The sequence below is a fragment of the Vibrio splendidus genome, from assembly GCF_002873455.1.
Lineage (GTDB): Bacteria > Pseudomonadota > Gammaproteobacteria > Enterobacterales > Vibrionaceae > Vibrio > Vibrio splendidus_J.
The window spans coordinates 185,555-205,203 of the sequence record NZ_MCUN01000001.1 but is presented as its reverse complement, the minus strand read 5'-3'; the positions used below and the strand labels follow the sequence as shown (position 1 = coordinate 205,203).

General features: G+C 42.6%; 17 protein-coding genes. 7 read left to right on the top strand and 10 right to left on the bottom strand.

Annotation, left to right across the window (positions count from 1 at the left end):
• Positions 1–62: 62 nt before the first annotated feature.
• Entirely contained in the window at positions 63–422 is a 360-nt protein-coding gene (locus BCU75_RS00880) for a DUF3316 domain-containing protein (RefSeq protein WP_102464357.1), read from the bottom strand.
• A gap of 318 nt (positions 423–740) precedes the next feature.
• Between BCU75_RS00880 and BCU75_RS00875 the strand changes: the two genes are divergently transcribed.
• Together BCU75_RS00875 and BCU75_RS00870 are read left to right on the top strand one after the other, a co-directional pair.
• Complete coding sequence (locus BCU75_RS00875) at positions 741–1,421, top strand: TVP38/TMEM64 family protein (protein WP_102472685.1); 681 nt, start codon at positions 741–743, stop codon at positions 1,419–1,421.
• A gap of 64 nt (positions 1,422–1,485) precedes the next feature.
• Positions 1,486–1,803, top strand: coding sequence for a DUF2007 domain-containing protein (locus tag BCU75_RS00870; protein ID WP_102464234.1), 318 nt, complete (start codon positions 1,486–1,488; stop codon positions 1,801–1,803).
• Positions 1,804–1,951: 148 nt separating this feature from the next.
• Here the strand turns inward: BCU75_RS00870 and BCU75_RS00865 are convergent, their stop codons facing one another.
• From BCU75_RS00865 to topA, 4 genes are all read right to left on the bottom strand, one after another.
• Entirely contained in the window at positions 1,952–2,749 is a 798-nt protein-coding gene (locus tag BCU75_RS00865; protein WP_102472684.1) for an alpha/beta fold hydrolase, read from the bottom strand.
• 285 nt (positions 2,750–3,034) lie between these two features.
• Positions 3,035–4,489, bottom strand: a complete 1,455-nt coding sequence (glgA, locus tag BCU75_RS00860) for a glycogen synthase GlgA (RefSeq protein ID WP_102472683.1) — start codon at positions 4,487–4,489, stop codon at positions 3,035–3,037.
• Positions 4,479–5,708, bottom strand: coding sequence for a glucose-1-phosphate adenylyltransferase (glgC, locus tag BCU75_RS00855; RefSeq protein WP_076648142.1), 1,230 nt, complete (start codon positions 5,706–5,708; stop codon positions 4,479–4,481). The genes glgA and glgC overlap by 11 nt, the downstream gene beginning before the upstream one ends.
• A gap of 525 nt (positions 5,709–6,233) precedes the next feature.
• Positions 6,234–8,864, bottom strand: coding sequence for a type I DNA topoisomerase (gene topA / locus BCU75_RS00850; protein ID WP_102472682.1), 2,631 nt, complete (start codon positions 8,862–8,864; stop codon positions 6,234–6,236).
• 439 nt (positions 8,865–9,303) lie between these two features.
• On the opposite strand from topA, the gene BCU75_RS00845 reads away from it, so the two are divergent.
• The gene (locus tag BCU75_RS00845) at positions 9,304–9,549 is read left to right on the top strand and encodes a YciN family protein (RefSeq protein ID WP_009846345.1); all 246 of its coding nucleotides are present in this window, start codon (positions 9,304–9,306) and stop codon (positions 9,547–9,549) included.
• Between the two features lie 62 nt (positions 9,550–9,611).
• Here BCU75_RS00845 and aroA read toward each other — a convergent pair whose 3' ends face one another.
• A complete protein-coding gene (aroA, locus tag BCU75_RS00840; protein WP_102472681.1) occupies positions 9,612–10,892 on the bottom strand; it encodes a 3-phosphoshikimate 1-carboxyvinyltransferase in 1,281 nt (426 codons plus the stop codon).
• 162 nt (positions 10,893–11,054) lie between these two features.
• Complete coding sequence (locus BCU75_RS00835; protein WP_102472680.1) at positions 11,055–11,510, bottom strand: glycine zipper 2TM domain-containing protein; 456 nt, start codon at positions 11,508–11,510, stop codon at positions 11,055–11,057.
• A 53-nt stretch (positions 11,511–11,563) separates the two neighbouring features.
• Here BCU75_RS00835 and aat point away from each other — a divergent pair, with 53 nt between their 5' ends.
• The 3 genes from aat (at position 11,564) to infA (ending at position 13,272) form a co-directional block, all read left to right on the top strand.
• Positions 11,564–12,274: a leucyl/phenylalanyl-tRNA--protein transferase gene (aat, locus tag BCU75_RS00830; RefSeq protein WP_102472679.1), complete on the top strand. Its 711-nt coding sequence runs from the start codon at positions 11,564–11,566 to the stop codon at positions 12,272–12,274.
• Positions 12,274–12,972, top strand: a complete 699-nt coding sequence (locus tag BCU75_RS00825; protein WP_076679018.1) for an arginyltransferase — start codon at positions 12,274–12,276, stop codon at positions 12,970–12,972. The genes aat and BCU75_RS00825 overlap by 1 nt, the downstream gene beginning before the upstream one ends.
• A gap of 81 nt (positions 12,973–13,053) precedes the next feature.
• Positions 13,054–13,272, top strand: coding sequence for a translation initiation factor IF-1 (infA, locus tag BCU75_RS00820; RefSeq protein ID WP_001040192.1), 219 nt, complete (start codon positions 13,054–13,056; stop codon positions 13,270–13,272).
• 247 nt (positions 13,273–13,519) lie between these two features.
• Here the strand turns inward: infA and clpA are convergent, their stop codons facing one another.
• On the bottom strand, positions 13,520–15,793 hold the full coding sequence (clpA, locus tag BCU75_RS00815; RefSeq protein ID WP_076679019.1) for an ATP-dependent Clp protease ATP-binding subunit ClpA: 2,274 nt from the start codon (positions 15,791–15,793) through the stop codon (positions 13,520–13,522).
• Between the two features lie 39 nt (positions 15,794–15,832).
• Positions 15,833–16,153 (bottom strand): ATP-dependent Clp protease adapter ClpS, encoded by a 321-nt coding sequence (gene clpS / locus BCU75_RS00810; RefSeq protein ID WP_076679020.1) that lies wholly within the window; start codon positions 16,151–16,153, stop codon positions 15,833–15,835.
• Between the two features lie 585 nt (positions 16,154–16,738).
• Between clpS and cspD the strand changes: the two genes are divergently transcribed.
• Positions 16,739–16,960: a cold shock domain-containing protein CspD gene (cspD, locus tag BCU75_RS00805; protein ID WP_017105782.1), complete on the top strand. Its 222-nt coding sequence runs from the start codon at positions 16,739–16,741 to the stop codon at positions 16,958–16,960.
• 323 nt (positions 16,961–17,283) lie between these two features.
• Here cspD and BCU75_RS00800 read toward each other — a convergent pair whose 3' ends face one another.
• Positions 17,284–19,509, bottom strand: a complete 2,226-nt coding sequence (locus BCU75_RS00800; protein ID WP_102472678.1) for an NADP-dependent isocitrate dehydrogenase — start codon at positions 19,507–19,509, stop codon at positions 17,284–17,286.
• Between the last annotated feature and the right edge of the window lie 140 nt (positions 19,510–19,649).

Sequence of the window (19,649 nt, the reverse complement as noted above, 5' to 3'; positions counted from 1 at the left end):
GCGGCTTTTTTTATAAGATAAATCTAGCTCTCTACAGACCTAAAGAGCTAACGTAATGAACATTATAAAGACGGACGGTAATTGTATCTGTAATCAACTTTAACCATAGGAACAAAGCTTATAGTACCCGAAGAATCCAAGAACTCTTTCACTTCAACAGAGCCATTCCTTAGTTCAAACGACTTGACGTCTACTCTGTCATTGGATTGGAGAAGAATTTGACTCAATTCGAAAGACTTTTTGTCGCTTAAGTCACTCCACATCTTTTTGCCATCTGCATAAGCTTGACTTTGTGTAGATACGATTTCCCCTTTAATCATCTTGGATTCAACAGCTGTGCTGTTGTAAAAGCCGGCTCCTGACGCCTGAAAGGAGATAAGACTTGCAGTAGCAATAGCAGCAATCAACGATAAATTTTTCATAGCTAACTCCTTAGTTCTCTGCTTGAATCATTATCTTAACAATCGATACTCCTAGATTGTTAAGTATACAGAACGAACCAAGACCAAATGTATTTCAATTTTTTATCACTTTTTGTACTATTTAAATTTCTGCAATAGAATTTGTTCAAACAAAACAATCTCCTACCCTCGAAAGAAAAATACATCTGATTCTGTACGCTTTATGACGAAGTAGTAAATAAGCAAACTGACAGTTTTTTATATCTGTTGAAAGTTAATCTATGCTTTGCCTGTCTAACTATACTAATGGTATGCATTGAAAATTTAGAGGAAGTATCAATGAGTAAGAAAATGATATTAGGTATTGTATTGGTCGTAACCATCGTCTTATTGGGCGTCAATTTCGGCCAATATTTAACGCTTGAAAATGCCAAGGCCCAACAAGCCGTTTTAAATGACTACATTGATAGCAACTTCATTGCTGCCGCTGCTATCTATTTTGTCGCGTATGTAATGATCACTGCTTTCTCAATTCCCGGAGCTGCTGTTGTGACCCTGTTAGGGGCTGCGTTATTTGGGTTTTGGAATAGTTTACTGTTGGTCTCTTTCGCCAGCGCCATTGGTGCAACCCTCGCATTTTTAAGTAGCCGTTACCTTTTGCGTGACTGGATCCAAACTAAGTTTGGTGACAAATTAGCAACGATTAACAAGGGCGTTGAAAAAGACGGAGCATTTTACTTGTTTTCTCTGCGTCTGATTCCTGTATTTCCATTTTTCCTTATCAATCTGTTGATGGGGCTAACACCTATGTCGGTGAGTCGTTATTACATTACGAGTCAAATTGGGATGTTACCGGGAACTGCGGTTTTCTTGAATGCTGGTACTCAACTCGCAGAAATTGATTCACTTTCGGGCATCGTCTCCCCTTCAGTACTATTGTCATTTGCATTATTGGGGATATTCCCAATTGTTGCTAAATGGTTAATGAATAAGTTTCGTTCAGCACCTGTAGCTGAATAAAGTATATAGCTGACTAACTTATAATAACTAAATAACGCATATAGCCAAATAAGGTTCTATTTCAATGAAAATCTTCAGTGCGTCGAATCCGACAGAAGCTCATATCATCTGTGGATTGTTAGAAAGTGTGAATATTGCCTGTGAAGTACGTGGTGAGGGGTTATTCGGTTTAAAAGGGGAAATCCCATTTACCGAAGAAACTGACCCTTACATATGGTTATATGACCCGGAATTGGCGAACAAAGCCCGAGCAGTTGTTAATGACTACCAGAAACAGCAAGATTCGATCATTTATGAAGAGTGGCGTTGCGGAGAATGTCATGAGGTCAACGAAGCACAATTCGGCTCTTGTTGGCAATGCGGTGCTGCTTCACCTGAATAGCAGGTTTTGAAAGGAAAAGTGGCTCCAACGGCCTTATAAAACAACTCGGTCAGATACCTCCTCCAAACAAAAATGGGAAGCTAAAATTAGCTTCCCATTTTTATTTCAATTCTATTCGAGCATCTGTTCTGGTAAAGAATAGAGAGAATCACTGAATTTGCTTTTGAATAAAAGCGATAGATCGTTGATTGAATTCTTCAGGATTTTCTACGTTACACACATGCCCGCAATTGGCTATTTCTACCAACTCACTCGACTTATGCGCTTCTACCATTTCTTTTACTGGCTTGATGAACATGTAGTCACGCTCGCCCATCAAATACAAAGTTGGAATCGGCAACTCTCGGTCTTTGAAATACTTCATCAATGGGTTTACATCAGCCGTGAGGATAAACCAGCGTTTAAACTCTTTTTGGCACAGCTTTTTGGCTTCGCGTATAAACAGGTGACGTGATTCTTTTTGGCTTTTTTGTGGCATCACAACGTAAGCAAAAAGGCTGTATAACCACATATAAGGAATGACGTGCTTACTCAAGTTACCCAACTTGATTAAGATTTGAGAGCGAGTGTTTAGCTTAGTCACGGCACCGCCCAGCACCATTGAACGTACACGGCCAGCAGCTAACTCTGCGACATTACGGACAATAATCGTGCCCAAAGACATGCCGACAAAGTGTGCAGAACGAATTTTCAGATGGTCTAACACCTTAAGAATATCGAGCGTTACTGCTTTGAACGTATAACGATTCGAAATCAACTCTTTGAGGATGTTGTCTGATTTACCATGCCCTCTCAAATCAATGAGAAGCAAGTTGAAGTGCTGTTTATACGCTTTGATCTGCTTAAACCAAATGGAAGAACTGCCTCCTGCGCCATGCACAAATACAACCCACTCATCGCTCGTAGGGTGAGTAAATGTTTTATGAAATAGTAAACTCTCAGACATACCTATCGCTTTAATTATTGGAATGTAGCTCTGCCTCATCACAAGGCAATGGCTAAGGATATCACGCAATCAAGAAATTTAAGTGATAATAGTGTCAAACCTAACATTAGTCATGTGAATACCTACCCCACCTTTTCTACCTGACTAAAATGAGTTTGCAAGTTTTGTCTTCCTAAACGTGATGTAATCTGACCAGAAAACAAAAAGGCACTCTACTATCAGAGCGCCTTCTACTATTAAGTTAGGTTGTTACATATCAGCTTATTTTAAAGCTAATTCAGTACGTTAAAATGCTGAATGGTACATCGCAAGGTATTCTTTTGCCGCATCTTCCCAACTAAAATCTTGCTGCATCGCGTAAAGTTGAACACGCTTAACTTCTGCGGGCTTTTGCGCATAAAGCAATAATGAACGATGCAATACTGCCAGTAACGCTTCCGGCGTTGGCTCTTCAAAAGCAAAGCCAGTCGCTACCTCAGGATCCTGATCGTAATCATTCACACTGTCTTTTAAACCGCCCACAGAGCGAACAATCGGTAACGTACCGTAAGCCATGCTGTAGATTTGGTTTAAGCCACAAGGTTCGAATTCAGAAGGCATCAAGAAGAAATCAGAACCCGCTTCAACTAAGTGAGCAAGCCCATTATCATACGCTTCTACAAACGAGAACTTGTCTGAGTGAAGGGCCGACAGCTCTTTCAATTGGCTCGCTAACACTGGGTCGCCAGTACCGACAATCACTATCTGAAGATCGTTTTTCAAGAACTGTTCGATGATAGGCAGTAAGTAATGAACACCTTTCTGATTAGTCAAACGGCAAACCATGCCATAAACCGCACAATCGGTGACGGGCAGTCCAACATCTTGTTGCAGTTTTTGCTTACAAGCTGACTTCCCACGAACCATGCTGTGCTTCGTCGCTTTGAATTTACGAGGAAGGAAAGCGTCCGTTTCTGGGTTCCAAGCTCCGTAATCACAACCATTCAATATACCCAAAAGATCCGCTGACCTGTGTTGGAATTCGGCTGCCATACCGTGACTGCCTAATTCCGTTTTCAACTCTTCGGCATAAGTTGGGCTTACTGCGTTCACCTTATCAGCGCACATAACGCCGGCTCTCAGCATAGTGACATGCGTGTCACTCACTGAAGCTTCAGACACATTGTAGCTATGCATCTCTGATAGGAATTGCAGCTCATCGTATGAGAACACACCTTTGAAAACCGCATTGTGAACCGAGAGAACACTGCGTGTATTTTCAAAGAAATTATGTTGTTGATAACGTGATTTAAGCAAAAAAGGAACAAAGCCTGTATGCCAGTCATTTGCATGAATGATATCAGGTTGGAAGCCAAGCTTAGGAAGCATATCAAGACAGGCAGCACTGAAGAACGAGAAGCGCTCTCCGTTATCAGCGTAAGCTTGATTATTTTCTGCGTACATTTCTGGACGGTCGAAATATTTGGCACATTCAATACCAAAAACTTGAACACCTTCTACACTCAGTTTTTTGACTTGGTAAGCGGTATGAGGCCAATGATCGAGCTCGGTCGATAAAATGACCTCAGCTGAATCAATGTTTGAAATGTTTTTATACGCGGGGATAGTCACTCGAACGTCCTGTTCGAGTGTTTGTAACGCTTTCGGCAGTGCCTTGGCTACATCAGCCAAGCCACCACTTTTAATCAAGCCTTCAACTTCAGACGCTACAAAAAGTACCGAGAGAGTTTTAGTAACCAACTCGCGCTCCTTTAGAAATCACAACTACACCATCGTCAGATACGTGGTAATGCTTTTTGTCTTCTGTCAGGTTTACGCCAATTTGTGTGCCAGGTGCAATGTCCGCATCTTTATCAATGATAACGCGACGAAGTATACAGCCCTCGCCCACCTTCACATCACCTAATAAAATACTCTCACTAATATCACATGCTGATGCAATATTGCTGCGGAAGCCTAGTACACTCTTTTCAATACGCGAACCACGCACATAACTACCGCTACACACAAGGCTATCAATGATCTGAATTCGACCATTAGCCGAGTCAGTAAACGTAGCTGGTGGTAGTGGCGGATAGTAAGTGTGTAGAGGCCATTTGCGGTTGTATAGCGAGAATGGCGCATCTTTTTTAAGAAGATCCATATGCGCTTGCCAGTACGCATCAATCGTACCTACATCACGCCAATAAACTTCTTCTTTCTCACCAGTAATGCGGTTGGTGCTGAAATCATAAACAAACACATCACCACGTGGGAACATGTTTGGAATAATGTCTTTTCCGAAATCATGTGAAGATTCAGGTTTATCTGCATCTTCCGTTAGTTCAGCAAAAAGTTCTTTTGCTTCGAACACGTAGTTGCCCATTGACACAAGCGCTGACTCTGGGTCTCCCGGAATCGACTTAGGATTTGCAGGCTTCTCTTCAAAGCCAATCATGCGGCCTTCAGCATCAACCTCGATAACACCGAACTCTGATGCTTCAGCAAGCGGCATGCGCAGTGCAGAAACGGTTAACGCTGCTTTCTTCTCTTTATGGAAATCAAGCATCTGTTTGATGTCCATTTTATAGATATGGTCAGAACCAAAAATACAAACTTGATCAGGTTCTTCCAGCTCCATAAAACCCATGTTTTGGTAGATAGCATCTGCTGTGCCTTCATACCAACGCTTTCCTTTACGCATTTGCGCAGGAATTGGGTCGATAAAACGGTCTGTTATACCACTGATATTCCAACCTTTTTTCATATGGTGGAACAGTGACTGTGACTTAAATTGTGTTAGTACGTAGATCTTCATCAGATCAGCATTAACGAAGTTGTTCAAAGCGAAATCAATTAAGCGGTAACTACCACCGAAAGGAACCGAGGGTTTGCTGCGAGATTCAGTCAATGGTCTTAAGCGAGAGCCTTCACCACCAGCAAGAATCATTCCCAATACACCAGCCATTTTATTCTCCATATATCTATAGCTTGTCGATGTCAGTACTCGTAGAGGTATCTTCCTCTGGGGGATGAGCACTAACACTTATTTCGGTACTTAACGAATATTCATTCACATACAGTGACAATATCCTAAGCCAAACGTTGTTATGCGTGCACTATTCTTTGCACTTGGTTTTATATACGTTATCGACTTTTCGGTCGATTTCAATTTTTAATACGCCATTCTGTGCTATGTAGGCTGATTGCTTTCCTAAGACTTAAAGCAGCTCACACTACACCGTTCGGGCGAAACATTACATTAACACCCGTCACACATCAGGTATACAACTAAACACTGTTCTTTGAATTACAATATTTTAATAAAGTTACATTCTCGTTAAAGTTGCATAAGAAGATATAATTAATTGCTTTCATTTATTTTACGTAGTGAATTTAATAAATTCTCGCAATCGACCCACCAAATCAATCAGTTGCATAATTAGTCGTATTTTAGTCAAAAAAAAGCAGCCTAATGGCTGCTTTTCATTCAAATTACGTTCAATTACTTCTCTTTTGGCTTTTTACGTTTGTCCGTAACTTCCCACTTACCATCAATGTACAAAGCAGTCCAACCAGATGGTTTACCATCCGCTTCAGTACGAACGTAGTTCTCTTTTGTCTTACGACTAAAACGAACGACTGTTGGCTTGCCATCAGGATCAGCAACCGGTGCTGACGTCAGATACTGGAACTTAGGTGAAATACGGTCTTTAAAACGCACCAGCTCTTCCACTAATGGCGCACGAGTTTCTCGTGATTTAGGAAAGTTGCTCGCAGCCATAAATAGACCAGAGGCACCGTCACGAAGCACAAAGTATGCATCTGAGTTTTCACATGGAAGTTCAGGGAAATGCACTGGGTCTTCTTTAGGTGGCGCTACTTCGCCATTTCTCAGAATCTTACGAGTGTTCTTACAATCTTCACTCGTACAGTCCATGTATTTGCCGAAACGACCATTTTTCAGAACCATGTCAGAACCACACTTGTCACACTCAACAAGTGGACCATCATAGCCTTTGACTTTGAACTCACCATGTTCAACCACATAACCTTCACAGTTAGGGTTGTTACCACACACGTGCATCTTACGCTTATCATCAATCAGATAAGCATCCATTGCCGTTTCACAAATAGGACAACGCTTTTTCGCTCGAAGTGCTGCTGTTTCAACGTCTTCTTCAAGAACGTTGATAATACCTTCTTCATCACCAAGGTTGATTGTTGTCTTACAACGCTCTTTTGGTGGAAGTGCATAACCAGAACAACCTAGGAATACGCCTGTCGAAGCCGTACGAATACCCATTTTACGGCTACAAGTTGGACACTCAATATCGGTTTCCACGATATGATTTGGCTTCATGCCACCAGCGTCTTCGTCTAAATCCGCTTTTTCCAAGTCGCCAGTAAAGTCTTCGAAGAAGTTATCTAGCACGCCTTTCCAGCTTGCTTCGCCTTCTGCAATTTGGTCTAACTTCTGCTCCATACGAGCAGTAAAGTCATAGTTCATTAGATCATTGAAACTGCCATCTAGACGGTCAGTAACAATTTCACCCATCTTCTCAGCATAGAAACGACGCTGTTCAACTTTTACATAACCGCGATCTTGAATCGTCGAGATGATTGATGCGTAAGTTGAAGGACGACCGATGCCGCGCTTCTCAAGCTCTTTAACTAGCGCGGCTTCAGTGAAACGAGCCGGTGGCTTAGTGAAGTGCTGTTTAGGGTCGAGTGCGATTAAGTCTAGCTTTTCACCAACCTGTACAGCTGGAAGAATGGTATCTTCATTTTTGCCCATTGGACGTTGAACGCGAGTCCAGCCGTCAAACTTAAGAATACGGCCTTTCGCTTTTAACGTGTACTCATCCGCTTTAACACTTACTGTCGTTGAATCGTATTGCGCAGGTGTCATTTGACAAGCAACGAATTGATTCCAAATCAGTGAATATAGCTTATGTGCGTCTGCGTCTACGCCGTTTAGGTCTTCCGACTTAACATCTACACTTGAAGGACGAATCGCTTCGTGGGCCTCTTGAGCGCCCTCTTTGCTGCCGTATACAAGTGCTTTAGGTGGAAGATATTGCGCGCCGTACTCAGAACCAATGTATTCACGAGCGGCTTCTACAGCTTCTGAACTCAAGTTGGTGGAATCAGTACGCATATAAGTGATGTAACCCGCTTCATACAAACGTTGAGCCAACATCATGGTTTTCTTTACGCCGTAACCAAGACGCGTACTCGCTGCTTGTTGCAGCGTAGACGTGATGTAAGGTGCAGACGGCTTACTCTTGGTTGGGCGGTCTTCACGTTTACATACTTCGTATTGTGCTTTTTCTAAAACGCTAACTGCAGCTTGTGTTTGCGCTTCATTATCAGGTTTAAACGCAACACCGTCTTTTTGAGCGACTTGTAGTCTGAAATCTGTTTTTTCTGCCGTTTTTGTATCAGCATGCACATCCCAGAACTCTTCAGGGATAAAAGCGTTGATCTCACGCTCACGCTCAACCAACAATTTTACAGCGACTGATTGAACACGGCCAGCGGATAGGCCTCGTGCTACTTTCTTCCAAAGCAGAGGTGACACCATAAAGCCCACAACACGGTCCATAAAACGTCGTGCTTGTTGCGCGTTTACGCCGTCAATATTTAACTCACCTGGAGTTTCGAAAGCTTGTTGAATAGCATTTTTGGTGATTTCGTTAAAAACCACTCGTTTGTATCGCGTTTCATCACCACCGATGATCTCACGAAGGTGCCATGCGATAGCTTCTCCTTCGCGGTCCAAATCGGTTGCGAGATAAACATGGTCTGCGTCCTCAGCCAGTTTTTGCAATTCAGCAACGACTTTTTCTTTACCAGGTAGAATTTGGTAGTTCGCTTCCCATTCTTGATATGGGTTGATACCCATTTTTTTAATAAGCGCTTTGCGATCTTTTTCTTTCTTGATACGAGCTTTATCTTCTGGGCTCATACCCTTGGTTGAAACTGCAGCAGCCTTTTGACCAGTACTTTGACCTGCCGTTGGTAAATCACGTACGTGACCTACACTCGACTTAACGACAAAGTCTTTGCCAAGATATTTATTGATAGTTTTAGCCTTGGCTGGCGACTCCACTATAACGAGCGATTTACCCATATTGACTCTAACGTCCTTAATCACGATGCTTCAGCACCAACAATTTAGCTTGTGGGCTTTTACGCATGATATTCTAAATTCATTGCTTCTTTTTTTACTATTGTGCGAGATTACTAGAAGATCAACCGCTTTTTTCAAAATTGGATCTGATCGCTCGACAATTCGACGACTCATAGAGAAAAGGGTCACAATATAAAGAAGCTATAAAGTACTCACTGAGAATACTTGCAAGAGCCTATTCATCAGGCATTACGTCTAAACGCGCTCATACTAAGCTTGTCGGCGAATCTAACGCGAGCCCCATTCAATTATTTTTGTCATAAATCACAAAATAAATTGTGGATGTTTGAAAAGACTCTCTTAATTGGTTGTCAAATCATTGAATTTCTAGTTCGACACCATAAACTCAACGTTATATTCAGTTATCAGAGATAAACTCATGACAAAAAAAGTAATAGCAGAATTTGATTTACTGCTTATCGCAAACCAAATTATCCAATCACATGATGACTACATTGAAGGCATGCGCGCAAATAGCGTAGTAGAAAAAGACGATGTACTCATTTTCAAAGGTGAATACTTCTTAGACAACAATGGAATGCCGACAGAAAATACAACCGCGGTGTTTAACATGTTTAAATACTTAGCGCATCACCTTTCGAAAGAATTTACAATTCAGCAATAATTAAAAAGCTTGCCATTTTGGCAAGCTTTTTAAGTTCTTGAACCTTTATATCCTGAGTATTTTTATATACTTAGCATTTTCAGCTTATCGAAGTAGTCAGGGAATGTCTTTGACGTACAACCTGGATCGTTAATCGTCACCGGCGTATCACTCAAGGCAACCAACGAGAAACACATCGCCATACGGTGATCATCGTAAGTATCAATCGCCGCGTGTGTCAATTCAGCAACGGGGGTAACAATAATGTAGTCTTCCCCCTCTTCAACTTCAGCACCTACTTTACGTAACTCTGTTGCCATTGCTGCCAAACGGTCTGTCTCTTTAACGCGCCAGTTGTAAACATTACGGATTGCCGTTGTTCCTTTCGCAAACAAAGCCGTTGTCGCGATAGTCATCGCTGCATCTGGGATATGGTTATAGTCCATATCAATGCCTTTCAGCTCACCACAACGAGAGATAACGTAGTCGTCACCCCATTCGATTTCGGCACCCATTTTCTCAAGCGCATTAGCGAATTGAATATCACCTTGGATACTGTTTTTACCAATACCCGTTACTTTAATCTCACCGCCTTTAATCGCTGCGGCAGCAAGAAAGTATGACGCAGATGATGCATCACCCTCAACCAAGAAATCACCCGGTGCTGAGTAAGATTGCCCAGTAGGAATTACGAACTCTTGGTAATCGTTGTTGATCACATCCACACCAAATTGTTTCATAATGTGTAGCGTGATATCGATGTAAGGTTTAGAAACCAATTCACCCTCAATTTTGATTGTTACCTCACCTTCAGCTAAAGGCGCTGCCATCAAAAATGCCGTCAAGAATTGGCTAGAGATAGAACCATCGATTGAAACCGTACCACTCTTGAGCCCAGTACCCGTGATCTTCAACGGAGGGTAATTTTCGTTCTCTAGGTATTCAACGTCGGCGCCAGCTTCTTGCAGTGCAGTCACTAAGTGACCAATTGGTCGCTCTTTCATGCGAGGCTCGCCAGTCAGAACGTATTCACCACGACCCAAACAAAGTGCAGCAGCCAGCGGACGCATCGCCGTACCCGCGTTACCTAAAAAAAGCTCTAGGGCTTTGTCACTTGAGAATGCACCACTCACTCCCGTCACTTCACAAACAGTTTTGTCGGCAGACAGCTGATAATCAACACCTAATTGCGTCAAAGCATTCAGCATATGGCGAATGTCATCACTGTCTAGTAAGTTTGTTAGACGCGTGGTTCCAGTTGAAAGTGCAGCCAAAAGAAGCGCACGGTTGGAGACACTTTTTGAGCCAGGTAGGTTAACTTCCCCGCTCACTTTTTGAATTGGTTGTAACGTAAGGCTTTCCATTAAATCTTATAGTCCTTGTACCACCCGAAGTCATTGGCGCGTATTTATTTTCGGGTGATGAATAATTCTTCGTACTTGCAGACTAACGAACTTTCCCAATGAACTCCAGAGCTAATCCCCTCGATAAAGGTGATTAATTAGCCAACCAAACATATTTATATACTAGTACACGAGATCCACTCTTACACCATCTGAAAAATAGAGAATTCGCACATCATCACCTCGGTTAAACAACATCGAGTTATCGACGTCTTGAATAATGTTAACCAACTTGTCATCTTTAGTTTTGACCAACAATTCAACGAGCCTATATTCCACTTTGTATTGTGTGTTACCTCGATTGCGAGCAATCCCGGCCCCCGCCACAGCACCGACGGCCGTAGCGACTTCTTTACCGGTACCGCCACCAAATTGATTGCCTATCAAGCCACCAATAGCCGCACCTAACAAGGTTTCCCAACCATTCGCTTTCGACTCTACGATCTCTTGCGGGGTAATGTATCTGACCGTATCAATCTCACCATAAACGACCTCATTGACTGGTCGAGCTTGGTTTCTGTTGTAAGCTGCATTTGCCAACATGGGTAAAACAAGTAAAATCCAAAGCAACTTTTTCATGGTAAAACTCCTAAAGACCTCTTGGTCAGTGATTAATCTGTAACGCGGTACTTATGACTATATACCTAACCGAACTTGATACTACTAGTATAGAGTTTCCTTCGCCTTTCGACGCGCTTGATGAACCCAACGGTCTGCTCGCCTTCGGTGGTGATTTGTCACCCATGCGAATTTTAAACGCTTATAGCCAAGGTATATTTCCATGGTACGGCCCAGGGGAGCCTATACTTTGGTGGAGCCCTGCACCACGAGCGGTATTTAATCCTAAGACATTCGAACCGTCAAAAAGTCTTAAAAAGTTTCAAAGAAAGCATAATTACCGTGTCAGCATCAACCAAGCGACAGACAAAGTGATTGGCTACTGCTCCTCGCTAAGACCCGAAGAAGAAACTTGGCTAAACGGTGACATGCAGTCAGCGTACCGCGAACTTGCTTCATTAGGCTTCTGCCACTCCGTTGAGGTTTGGCAAGGCGACGAGCTTATCGGCGGACTTTACGGCTTACAAAGAGGCCAAGTCTTTTGTGGTGAATCGATGTTCAGCCTGAAGACCAATGCCTCTAAAATTGCGCTGTGGTACTTTTGTGAACACTTTACACAATTCGGCGGACAACTGATTGATTGCCAGGTCATGAACCCTCATTTGGAATCCTTGGGCGCTATCGAAGTAGAAAGAGATGAGTTCCTTAGTGCTTTGAAAATACTTAAAGAAAATCAACTTAGCGATGGATGTTTTAAATCACAATGGCTAAAGGAAATGCCTTAATGAATCCAGATTTACAACAAATCAGAATTGGATTGACAGACAATCACGCTTGTAGCTATTTAGCTCACCTTGAAGAAAGGGTGGCAGTTACGCTTGATGAACACATGCACACCTCAGATAACTATGAAGTTCTGCTCGCGAATGGGTTTCGTCGCAGTGGAGCAACCATTTATAAGCCGCATTGCGATAATTGCTCAGCGTGCCAAGCGATTCGACTTTCGATTCCCGAGGTCAAGTTCTCCAAAAGCCAGCGACGGGTCCTCAACAAAGCCAAATCACTACGTTGGGAATTGAAAGACGAGATGGATGACAACTGGTTTGACTTATATAGTCGCTATATAACCGCACGTCACCGTTCGGGAACCATGTATCCCCCAAAAAAAGAAGAGTTTCTACAATTCTCTAAAAATGAATGGCTTGCCACAAAGTTCATGCACATCTATGATGATAGTCAGTTAGTAGGCATCGCCGTCACTGATGTGATGTCTCACTGCACAAGCGCATTTTATACCTTCTTCGATCCTGATATCGACATCTCAATGGGAACACTAGGTGTTCTGTTTCAAATACAGCACGCACAGAAAGAACAGAAACAGTGGTTGTATTTGGGTTATCAAATCGATGAATGCCCTGCGATGAACTATAAAGTACGATTTCAACGTCATCAAAGGCTAGTAAATCAGCGGTGGCAAGGGTAGAATACGCGACAACTTTACATATTTTGATTTTAACGGCACAATCAAGCCGTTGAAAACCGCCAAATTTCGAAAGAGGATTAGATGGCTAAAGAAGACGTAATCGAGATGCAAGGCACTGTCCTTGATACTCTACCAAACACAATGTTCCGTGTTGAGCTTGAAAACGGTCACGTAGTGACAGCACACATCTCTGGTAAAATGCGTAAGAACTACATCCGTATTCTTACTGGTGATAAAGTAACTGTTGAGATGACTCCATACGACCTTTCTAAAGGCCGCATCGTCTTCCGTGCTCGTTAATTTTTAATTATCGAATACGATAAGAAGCGGAGCTTGATGCTCCGTTTTTTATCGCCTGAACTTTTTACCACTCCAACAACACCAACCTCGCATCTCGCATCTCGCATCTCGCATCTCGCATCTCGCATCTCGCATCTCGCAAGCATAAAAAAACGCACAACCGAAGTCATGCGTTTATTGTCGTGAATTAGCTGTACCGCGCTCTCAATAAGCAGTCAGCAACAGCTTAAGCTGTTAAGAAATAGGCTTAATGCATAACCTCTTCTTTAGCACCAACATAGATGAAATCTAGATCGTCTTTTATCAGGGATACTTTAACCGTACCGCCGTCAACCAAACTACCAAACAGCAACTCATTGGCAAGAGGCTTTTTAAGCTTCTCTTGAATCACACGTCCCATAGGACGGGCACCCATGGTCTTGTCATAACCTCTTTCAGCTAACCAATGACGAGCATCCTCAGAAACTTCTAAAGATACGCCACGGGCGTCCAGCTGAACCTGAAGCTCAACAATGAACTTGTCGACAACTTGGTTAATCACACTTGGATCAAGGCTGTTGAACCAAATGACATTATCAAGACGGTTACGGAACTCAGGTGTAAACACCTTTTTGATTTCACCCATCGCGTCTGGCGCATGATCTTGTTGGATCAAACCGATCGATTTCTTCTCAGTTTCAGCGACACCAGCATTGGTCGTCATCACTAGGATCACGTTACGGAAATCCGCTTTACGACCGTTGTTGTCAGTTAGCGTGCCGTTGTCCATCACTTGTAATAACAAGTTAAAGATGTCTGGGTGAGCCTTCTCGATCTCATCAAGTAACACAACTGAGTGTGGATTCTTGATAACAGCATCGGTCAGAAGGCCACCTTGATCATAACCAACATAACCAGGAGGAGCACCGATCAAACGGCTCACTGAGTGACGCTCGCCGTACTCAGACATATCAAAGCGCAACAGTTCAATCCCCATCAACTTAGACAGCTGTACAGTCACCTCTGTTTTACCTACACCAGTAGGACCAGCGAATAGGAATGAACCAACAGGTTTATTGTCTGCACCTAATCCTGCACGAGTCAGCTTAATCGCTTCACTCAATACATCGATCGCAGGATCTTGTCCGAATACCAACATTTTCATGCGGTCATCCAGTTTCTGCAGCGTATCTTTGTCTGAAGATGATACTGACTTCTCAGGAATACGAGCCATTTTCGCAACCATTGACTCAATATCAGCCACGCTTACCGTTTTCTTACGACGGCTTGCTGGTGCCAAACGACTACGAGCGCCGGCTTCATCAATCACGTCAATTGCCTTATCTGGAAGGTGACGTTCATTAATGTATTTAGCTGACAACTCCACAGCGGCACGCAACGCTTTGTTGGTGTAACGCACTTCGTGGTGAGCTTCGTATTTTGGTTTCAAACCGATCAGAATCTTGGTTGTGTCATCTAACGATGGTTCAATAATATCAATTTTCTGGAAGCGACGAGCTAAAGCACGCTCCTTCTCAAAAATGCTGCTGTACTCTTGGTATGTCGTTGAGCCGATGCAACGTAATTTACCGCTGCTTAGTAGTGGCTTAATTAAGTTTGCCGCATCAACTTGACCACCCGATGCTGCACCTGCACCAATAATGGTGTGGATCTCATCAATGAATAGAATTGCGTCTTCTTCTTTCTCTAGTTGCTTAAGAATCGCTTTAAAACGTTTCTCAAAGTCACCACGATATTTAGTCCCAGCGAGAAGTGAACCAATATCTAAAGAATAAATCACACTACTTTGAATAATTTCAGGTACTTGCCCTTCAACAATACGCCATGCAAGGCCTTCAGCGATTGCGGTCTTACCCACACCCGCTTCACCCACTAACAAAGGATTGTTTTTACGACGACGACATAGAACTTGAACCGTACGTTCGAGTTCTTTATCACGCCCGATAAGTGGGTCGATATTACCTTGTTTCGCTACTTCGTTAAGGTTAGTTGCAAAATTTTCTAGACGATCTTCAGAGTTAGCTTCTTCTGCACTTTCTGCACCACCAAATGAATCAGACGGTGATGAACTATCACCTTCGTTACTGGCTTTGGTAATACCATGAGAAATAAAGTTAACGATATCTAAGCGACTAATGTCGTTCTTCTTGAGTAAATATGCCGCGTGTGATTCTTGCTCACTGAAAATAGCCACAAGTACATTTGCACCTGTAACTTCGCTACGACCTGAAGACTGAACATGAAAAACAGCGCGTTGAAGTACTCGTTGGAAGCTCAGCGTAGGCTGAGTCTCACGAGTCTCGTCACTTTCTGGGATAAGTGGGGTTGTTTGATCGATAAAAATATCGAGCTCATTGCGAAGAGCATCGAGATCAGCCTGACAAGCTTGGAGCGCTTCCTTGGCCGCATCATTTTCTAATAATGCTAGTAGGAGGTGTTCGACAGTCATGAATTCATGTCGCTTGTCTCGCGCACGAGCAAATGCACCATTTAAACTCGTCTCTAATTCTTTATTTAGCATAAGTACCTCCTAAGGGAACAACAGTGTTGTTCGAGCAATTTATACTTGCTCCATTGTACATAGTAGCGGATGCTCATTTTCCTTTGAGTACATCTTTACTTGCGCTACCTTTGTTTCCGCTATTTCAGCACTGTATGTGCCGCATATAGCTTTACCTTCATAATGAACCTTGAGCATCACTTCCGTTGCTTGTTCGATATCTAGTGAGAAGAATCGCTCTAGGATCTCGATTACAAAGTCCATAGGCGTATAGTCATCGTTATTCAATACAACGTTATACATCGCCGGTGGCTTTACTTTTGTCTCTTCTTTCTCCAGTAAATCTGAGCCTGGAGATGCCCATTCAAAGTTTTTGCTCATATCGCTTTGCTAAGAGTTATTTTTCGGAAGTCGTGAGTGTTACGCCATTCAAATTTACCACATTCACGCATTACGGTGTACTAAGAAACTGCACCGAGAAACAGTACCAAAAAATATTCCTCTATACTGAGCCTAATCCACCATTTCCATCGCTGCAAATAAAAGATCTCTATTAACAAGATTAACATATGTGATTGATTAAAAAGACACCATAACTATTGATGCTAACGATAAGATTACCGCTAAGTTACTATTTAGTTAATAGTTTGCAGTTAATCTCGAATGTGATTTGTTATTAAAATTGATCACTTTTATACCAATTTACTATTGACTGCGCTCAATCATTAGCTACATTGGAGCTAAAAGGTTTTCTGATACAACTTTATAACAAGATTTAAAACCGAGTAATACGCGTTAAGAATGAACAATAAGGAATAATTACGCAGGGTAGCGTTAATTTCCGTAAGCAATGTATGAGATTCAAGCTATCAGCTGAAATTCTTTAGTTGGTAGGAATGATATCAATCGCACTTACAACAATTGATATAACAACGTTAGTAACAAAATGCATGAGGGATGTATAGCATGGCTACAGGTACAGTAAAATGGTTTAACAATGCCAAAGGGTTTGGCTTTATTTGTCCAGAAGGTGAAGACGGCGATATTTTTGCGCACTATTCCACAATACAGATGGATGGTTATCGAACCTTAAAAGCGGGTCAGCAAGTCGACTATGAAGTAGAAAGTGGACCTAAAGGCTCCCATGCTAGTTCCGTTGTTCCTGTCGAAGGCAGCGCCGCTAAATAGGCGATTGCCAAATCATGTAACCTCCATCAGTCTTAATTAACGGCTGACAGGTAAGCAGAATATTGAAACCGCTCATTTGATACCTTTAATACAGGATTAAATGAGCGGTTTTTCGATCTAGAAGCTATAACGTTGCTCACAATAGATTCGATCGAGGATGTTTGCCCCCAAGGTAGGTCTAGGAAAGCATTATGAATAAAAAAAAGACGCTTTAACGTTATCGTTAAAGCGTCTTTCTTTTTGTCTTGGTCTATGACTGACTGTCAGACCAAGCAACTCGTTAGTAAATCATGACCATAATTTGCTAACGGTGAGTCTAATCACTATGCGTCAATGAATGCGTTCAGTGTTGAACTTGGGCGCATTAGTGATGAAACCAATGCATCATCAAGTAGGTAATAACCACCTAAATCACCTGCTGGACCTTGAGCATTGTTTAGCTCAGCAACGATAGCTTCTTCACTTTCAGCCAATTGACTTGCCACACCTGCAAACTCAGCAGCAAGGTCAGCGTCAACCGTTTGCTCAGCAAGCGCTTTAGCCCAGTATACTGCTAGGTAGTAATGGCTACCACGGTTATCAAGCTCACCAACTCGACGTGAAGGAGATTTGTTTTTATCTAGGAACTCACCCGTCGCTTTATCAAGCGCGTCAGCGAGAACTTGTGCCTTAGCATTGCCAGTGACTACGTTTAGGTGCTCTAGAGATGCCGCTAATGCCAAGAATTCACCTAAAGAATCCCAACGTAGATGGTTTTCTTTCTCTACTTGTTGCACGTGCTTAGGAGCAGAACCGCCAGCACCTGTTTCAAACAGACCGCCACCGTTCATTAGCGGAACAATCGATAACATTTTAGCTGATGTACCAAGCTCTAGAATTGGGAACAAATCTGTTAGGTAATCACGTAATACGTTACCTGTAACCGAAATAGTATCTAGACCTTCTTTGATACGAACCAGTGAGTATTGAGTTGCTTCAAGTGGAGCAAGGATCTTAATTTCAAGACCATCAGTATCGTATTCAGGAAGGTAAGCTTCTACTTTCTCAATAAGTTGAGCGTCATGTGCGCGAGAAGCGTCTAGCCAAAACACCGCAGGAACACCCGATGCACGAGCACGAGTAACCGCTAGCTTAACCCAATCTTGAATTGGTGCATCTTTAACCTGACACATACGGAAGATATCACCTTCCTCTACGTCTTGCTCAAGAAGCACTGAACCTGAAGCGTCTACAACTTGAACCTGACCAGCTGCTTCAAGGATGAAAGTCTTATCGTGAGAACCGTACTCTTCAGCTTTTTGAGCCATTAGGCCAACGTTTGGTACACTGCCCATCGTTGTAGGGTCGAAAGCACCGTTCTCTTTACAGAAATCAATAACCGCTTGGTAGATGCTCGCGTAGCTACGATCTGGAATCATTGCTTTCGTGTCTTTTTGCTTACCTTCTGGATCCCACATTTGACCTGAAGAACGTAGCATTGCAGGCATCGATGCATCAACAATGATGTCACTTGGAACGTGTAGGTTAGTAATACCACGGTCCGAATCAACCATCGCTAGTGGAGGCTGAGTTTCGTATACTGCTTGTAGGTCAGCTTCGATTGCTTGTTTTTGCTCTTGAGGAAGTGCAGCGATTTTTGCGTATACATCGCCAATGCCGTTATTTACATCAACACCTAACTCGTTGAACAGTTGACCGTGCTTAGCGAATACGTCTTTGTAGTAAACTTTAACCGCATGGCCAAAAATCACTGGGTCAGACACTTTCATCATCGTTGCTTTCATGTGAAGTGAAAGCAGCACGCCTTGCTCTTTAGCCGATGCGATTTCTTTCTCAAAGAACGCAACCAAAGCAGCTTTATTCATCACTGACGCATCAATGATCTCTTTATCTTGCAGTGCAAAAGCTGGCTTCAGTGTTTTCTTCGCACCATCTTTGCCAACGAATTCGATGCTCACTTCTGTAGCACCTTCAATCGTTACTGACTTTTCACTACCGAAGAAGTCTTTGTCATCCATGCTTGAAACGTGCGACTTAGAATCTGCAGACCATGCGCCCATTGAGTGTGGGTTCTTCTTCGCATAGTTCTTAACAGAAAGTGGAGCACGGCGATCCGAGTTACCTTCACGCAGCACAGGGTTTACTGCACTACCTTTGATTTTATCGTAAGTCGCTTTAACGGCTTTCTCTTCGTCAGTGTTTGCTTCTTCTGGATAATTAGGAAGTGCGTAACCTTTTGACTGTAGCTCTTTGATCGTTGCTTGAAGCTGAGGTACAGATGCCGAGATGTTTGGAAGCTTGATAATGTTCGCTTCTGGTGTCTTAGCCAATTCACCTAGTTCTGCTAATGCATCACCAATACGTTGCTCTTCGTTCAAATAGTCAGGGAAGTTGGCAATAATACGCCCTGCAAGTGAAATGTCGCGAGTATCAACGTTAATACCAGAAGAAGCTGTAAAAGATTGAATGATTGGCAGCAGAGAGTAAGTTGCTAGCGCCGGAGCTTCGTCTGTAATGGTATAGATGATCGTTGGTTTTTCAGTAGGCATGAAATTTCCCTATAGTTCTTACAAGCTCATATAAAGTAGTGAGCATGTTATAAATTGACCAGTAAGCCACTCAAAGAGTGAAAACTGCTTACTCGAAAGTCGTACTCTATCTTATTTTTCATGCAATCTTGATGACAGCA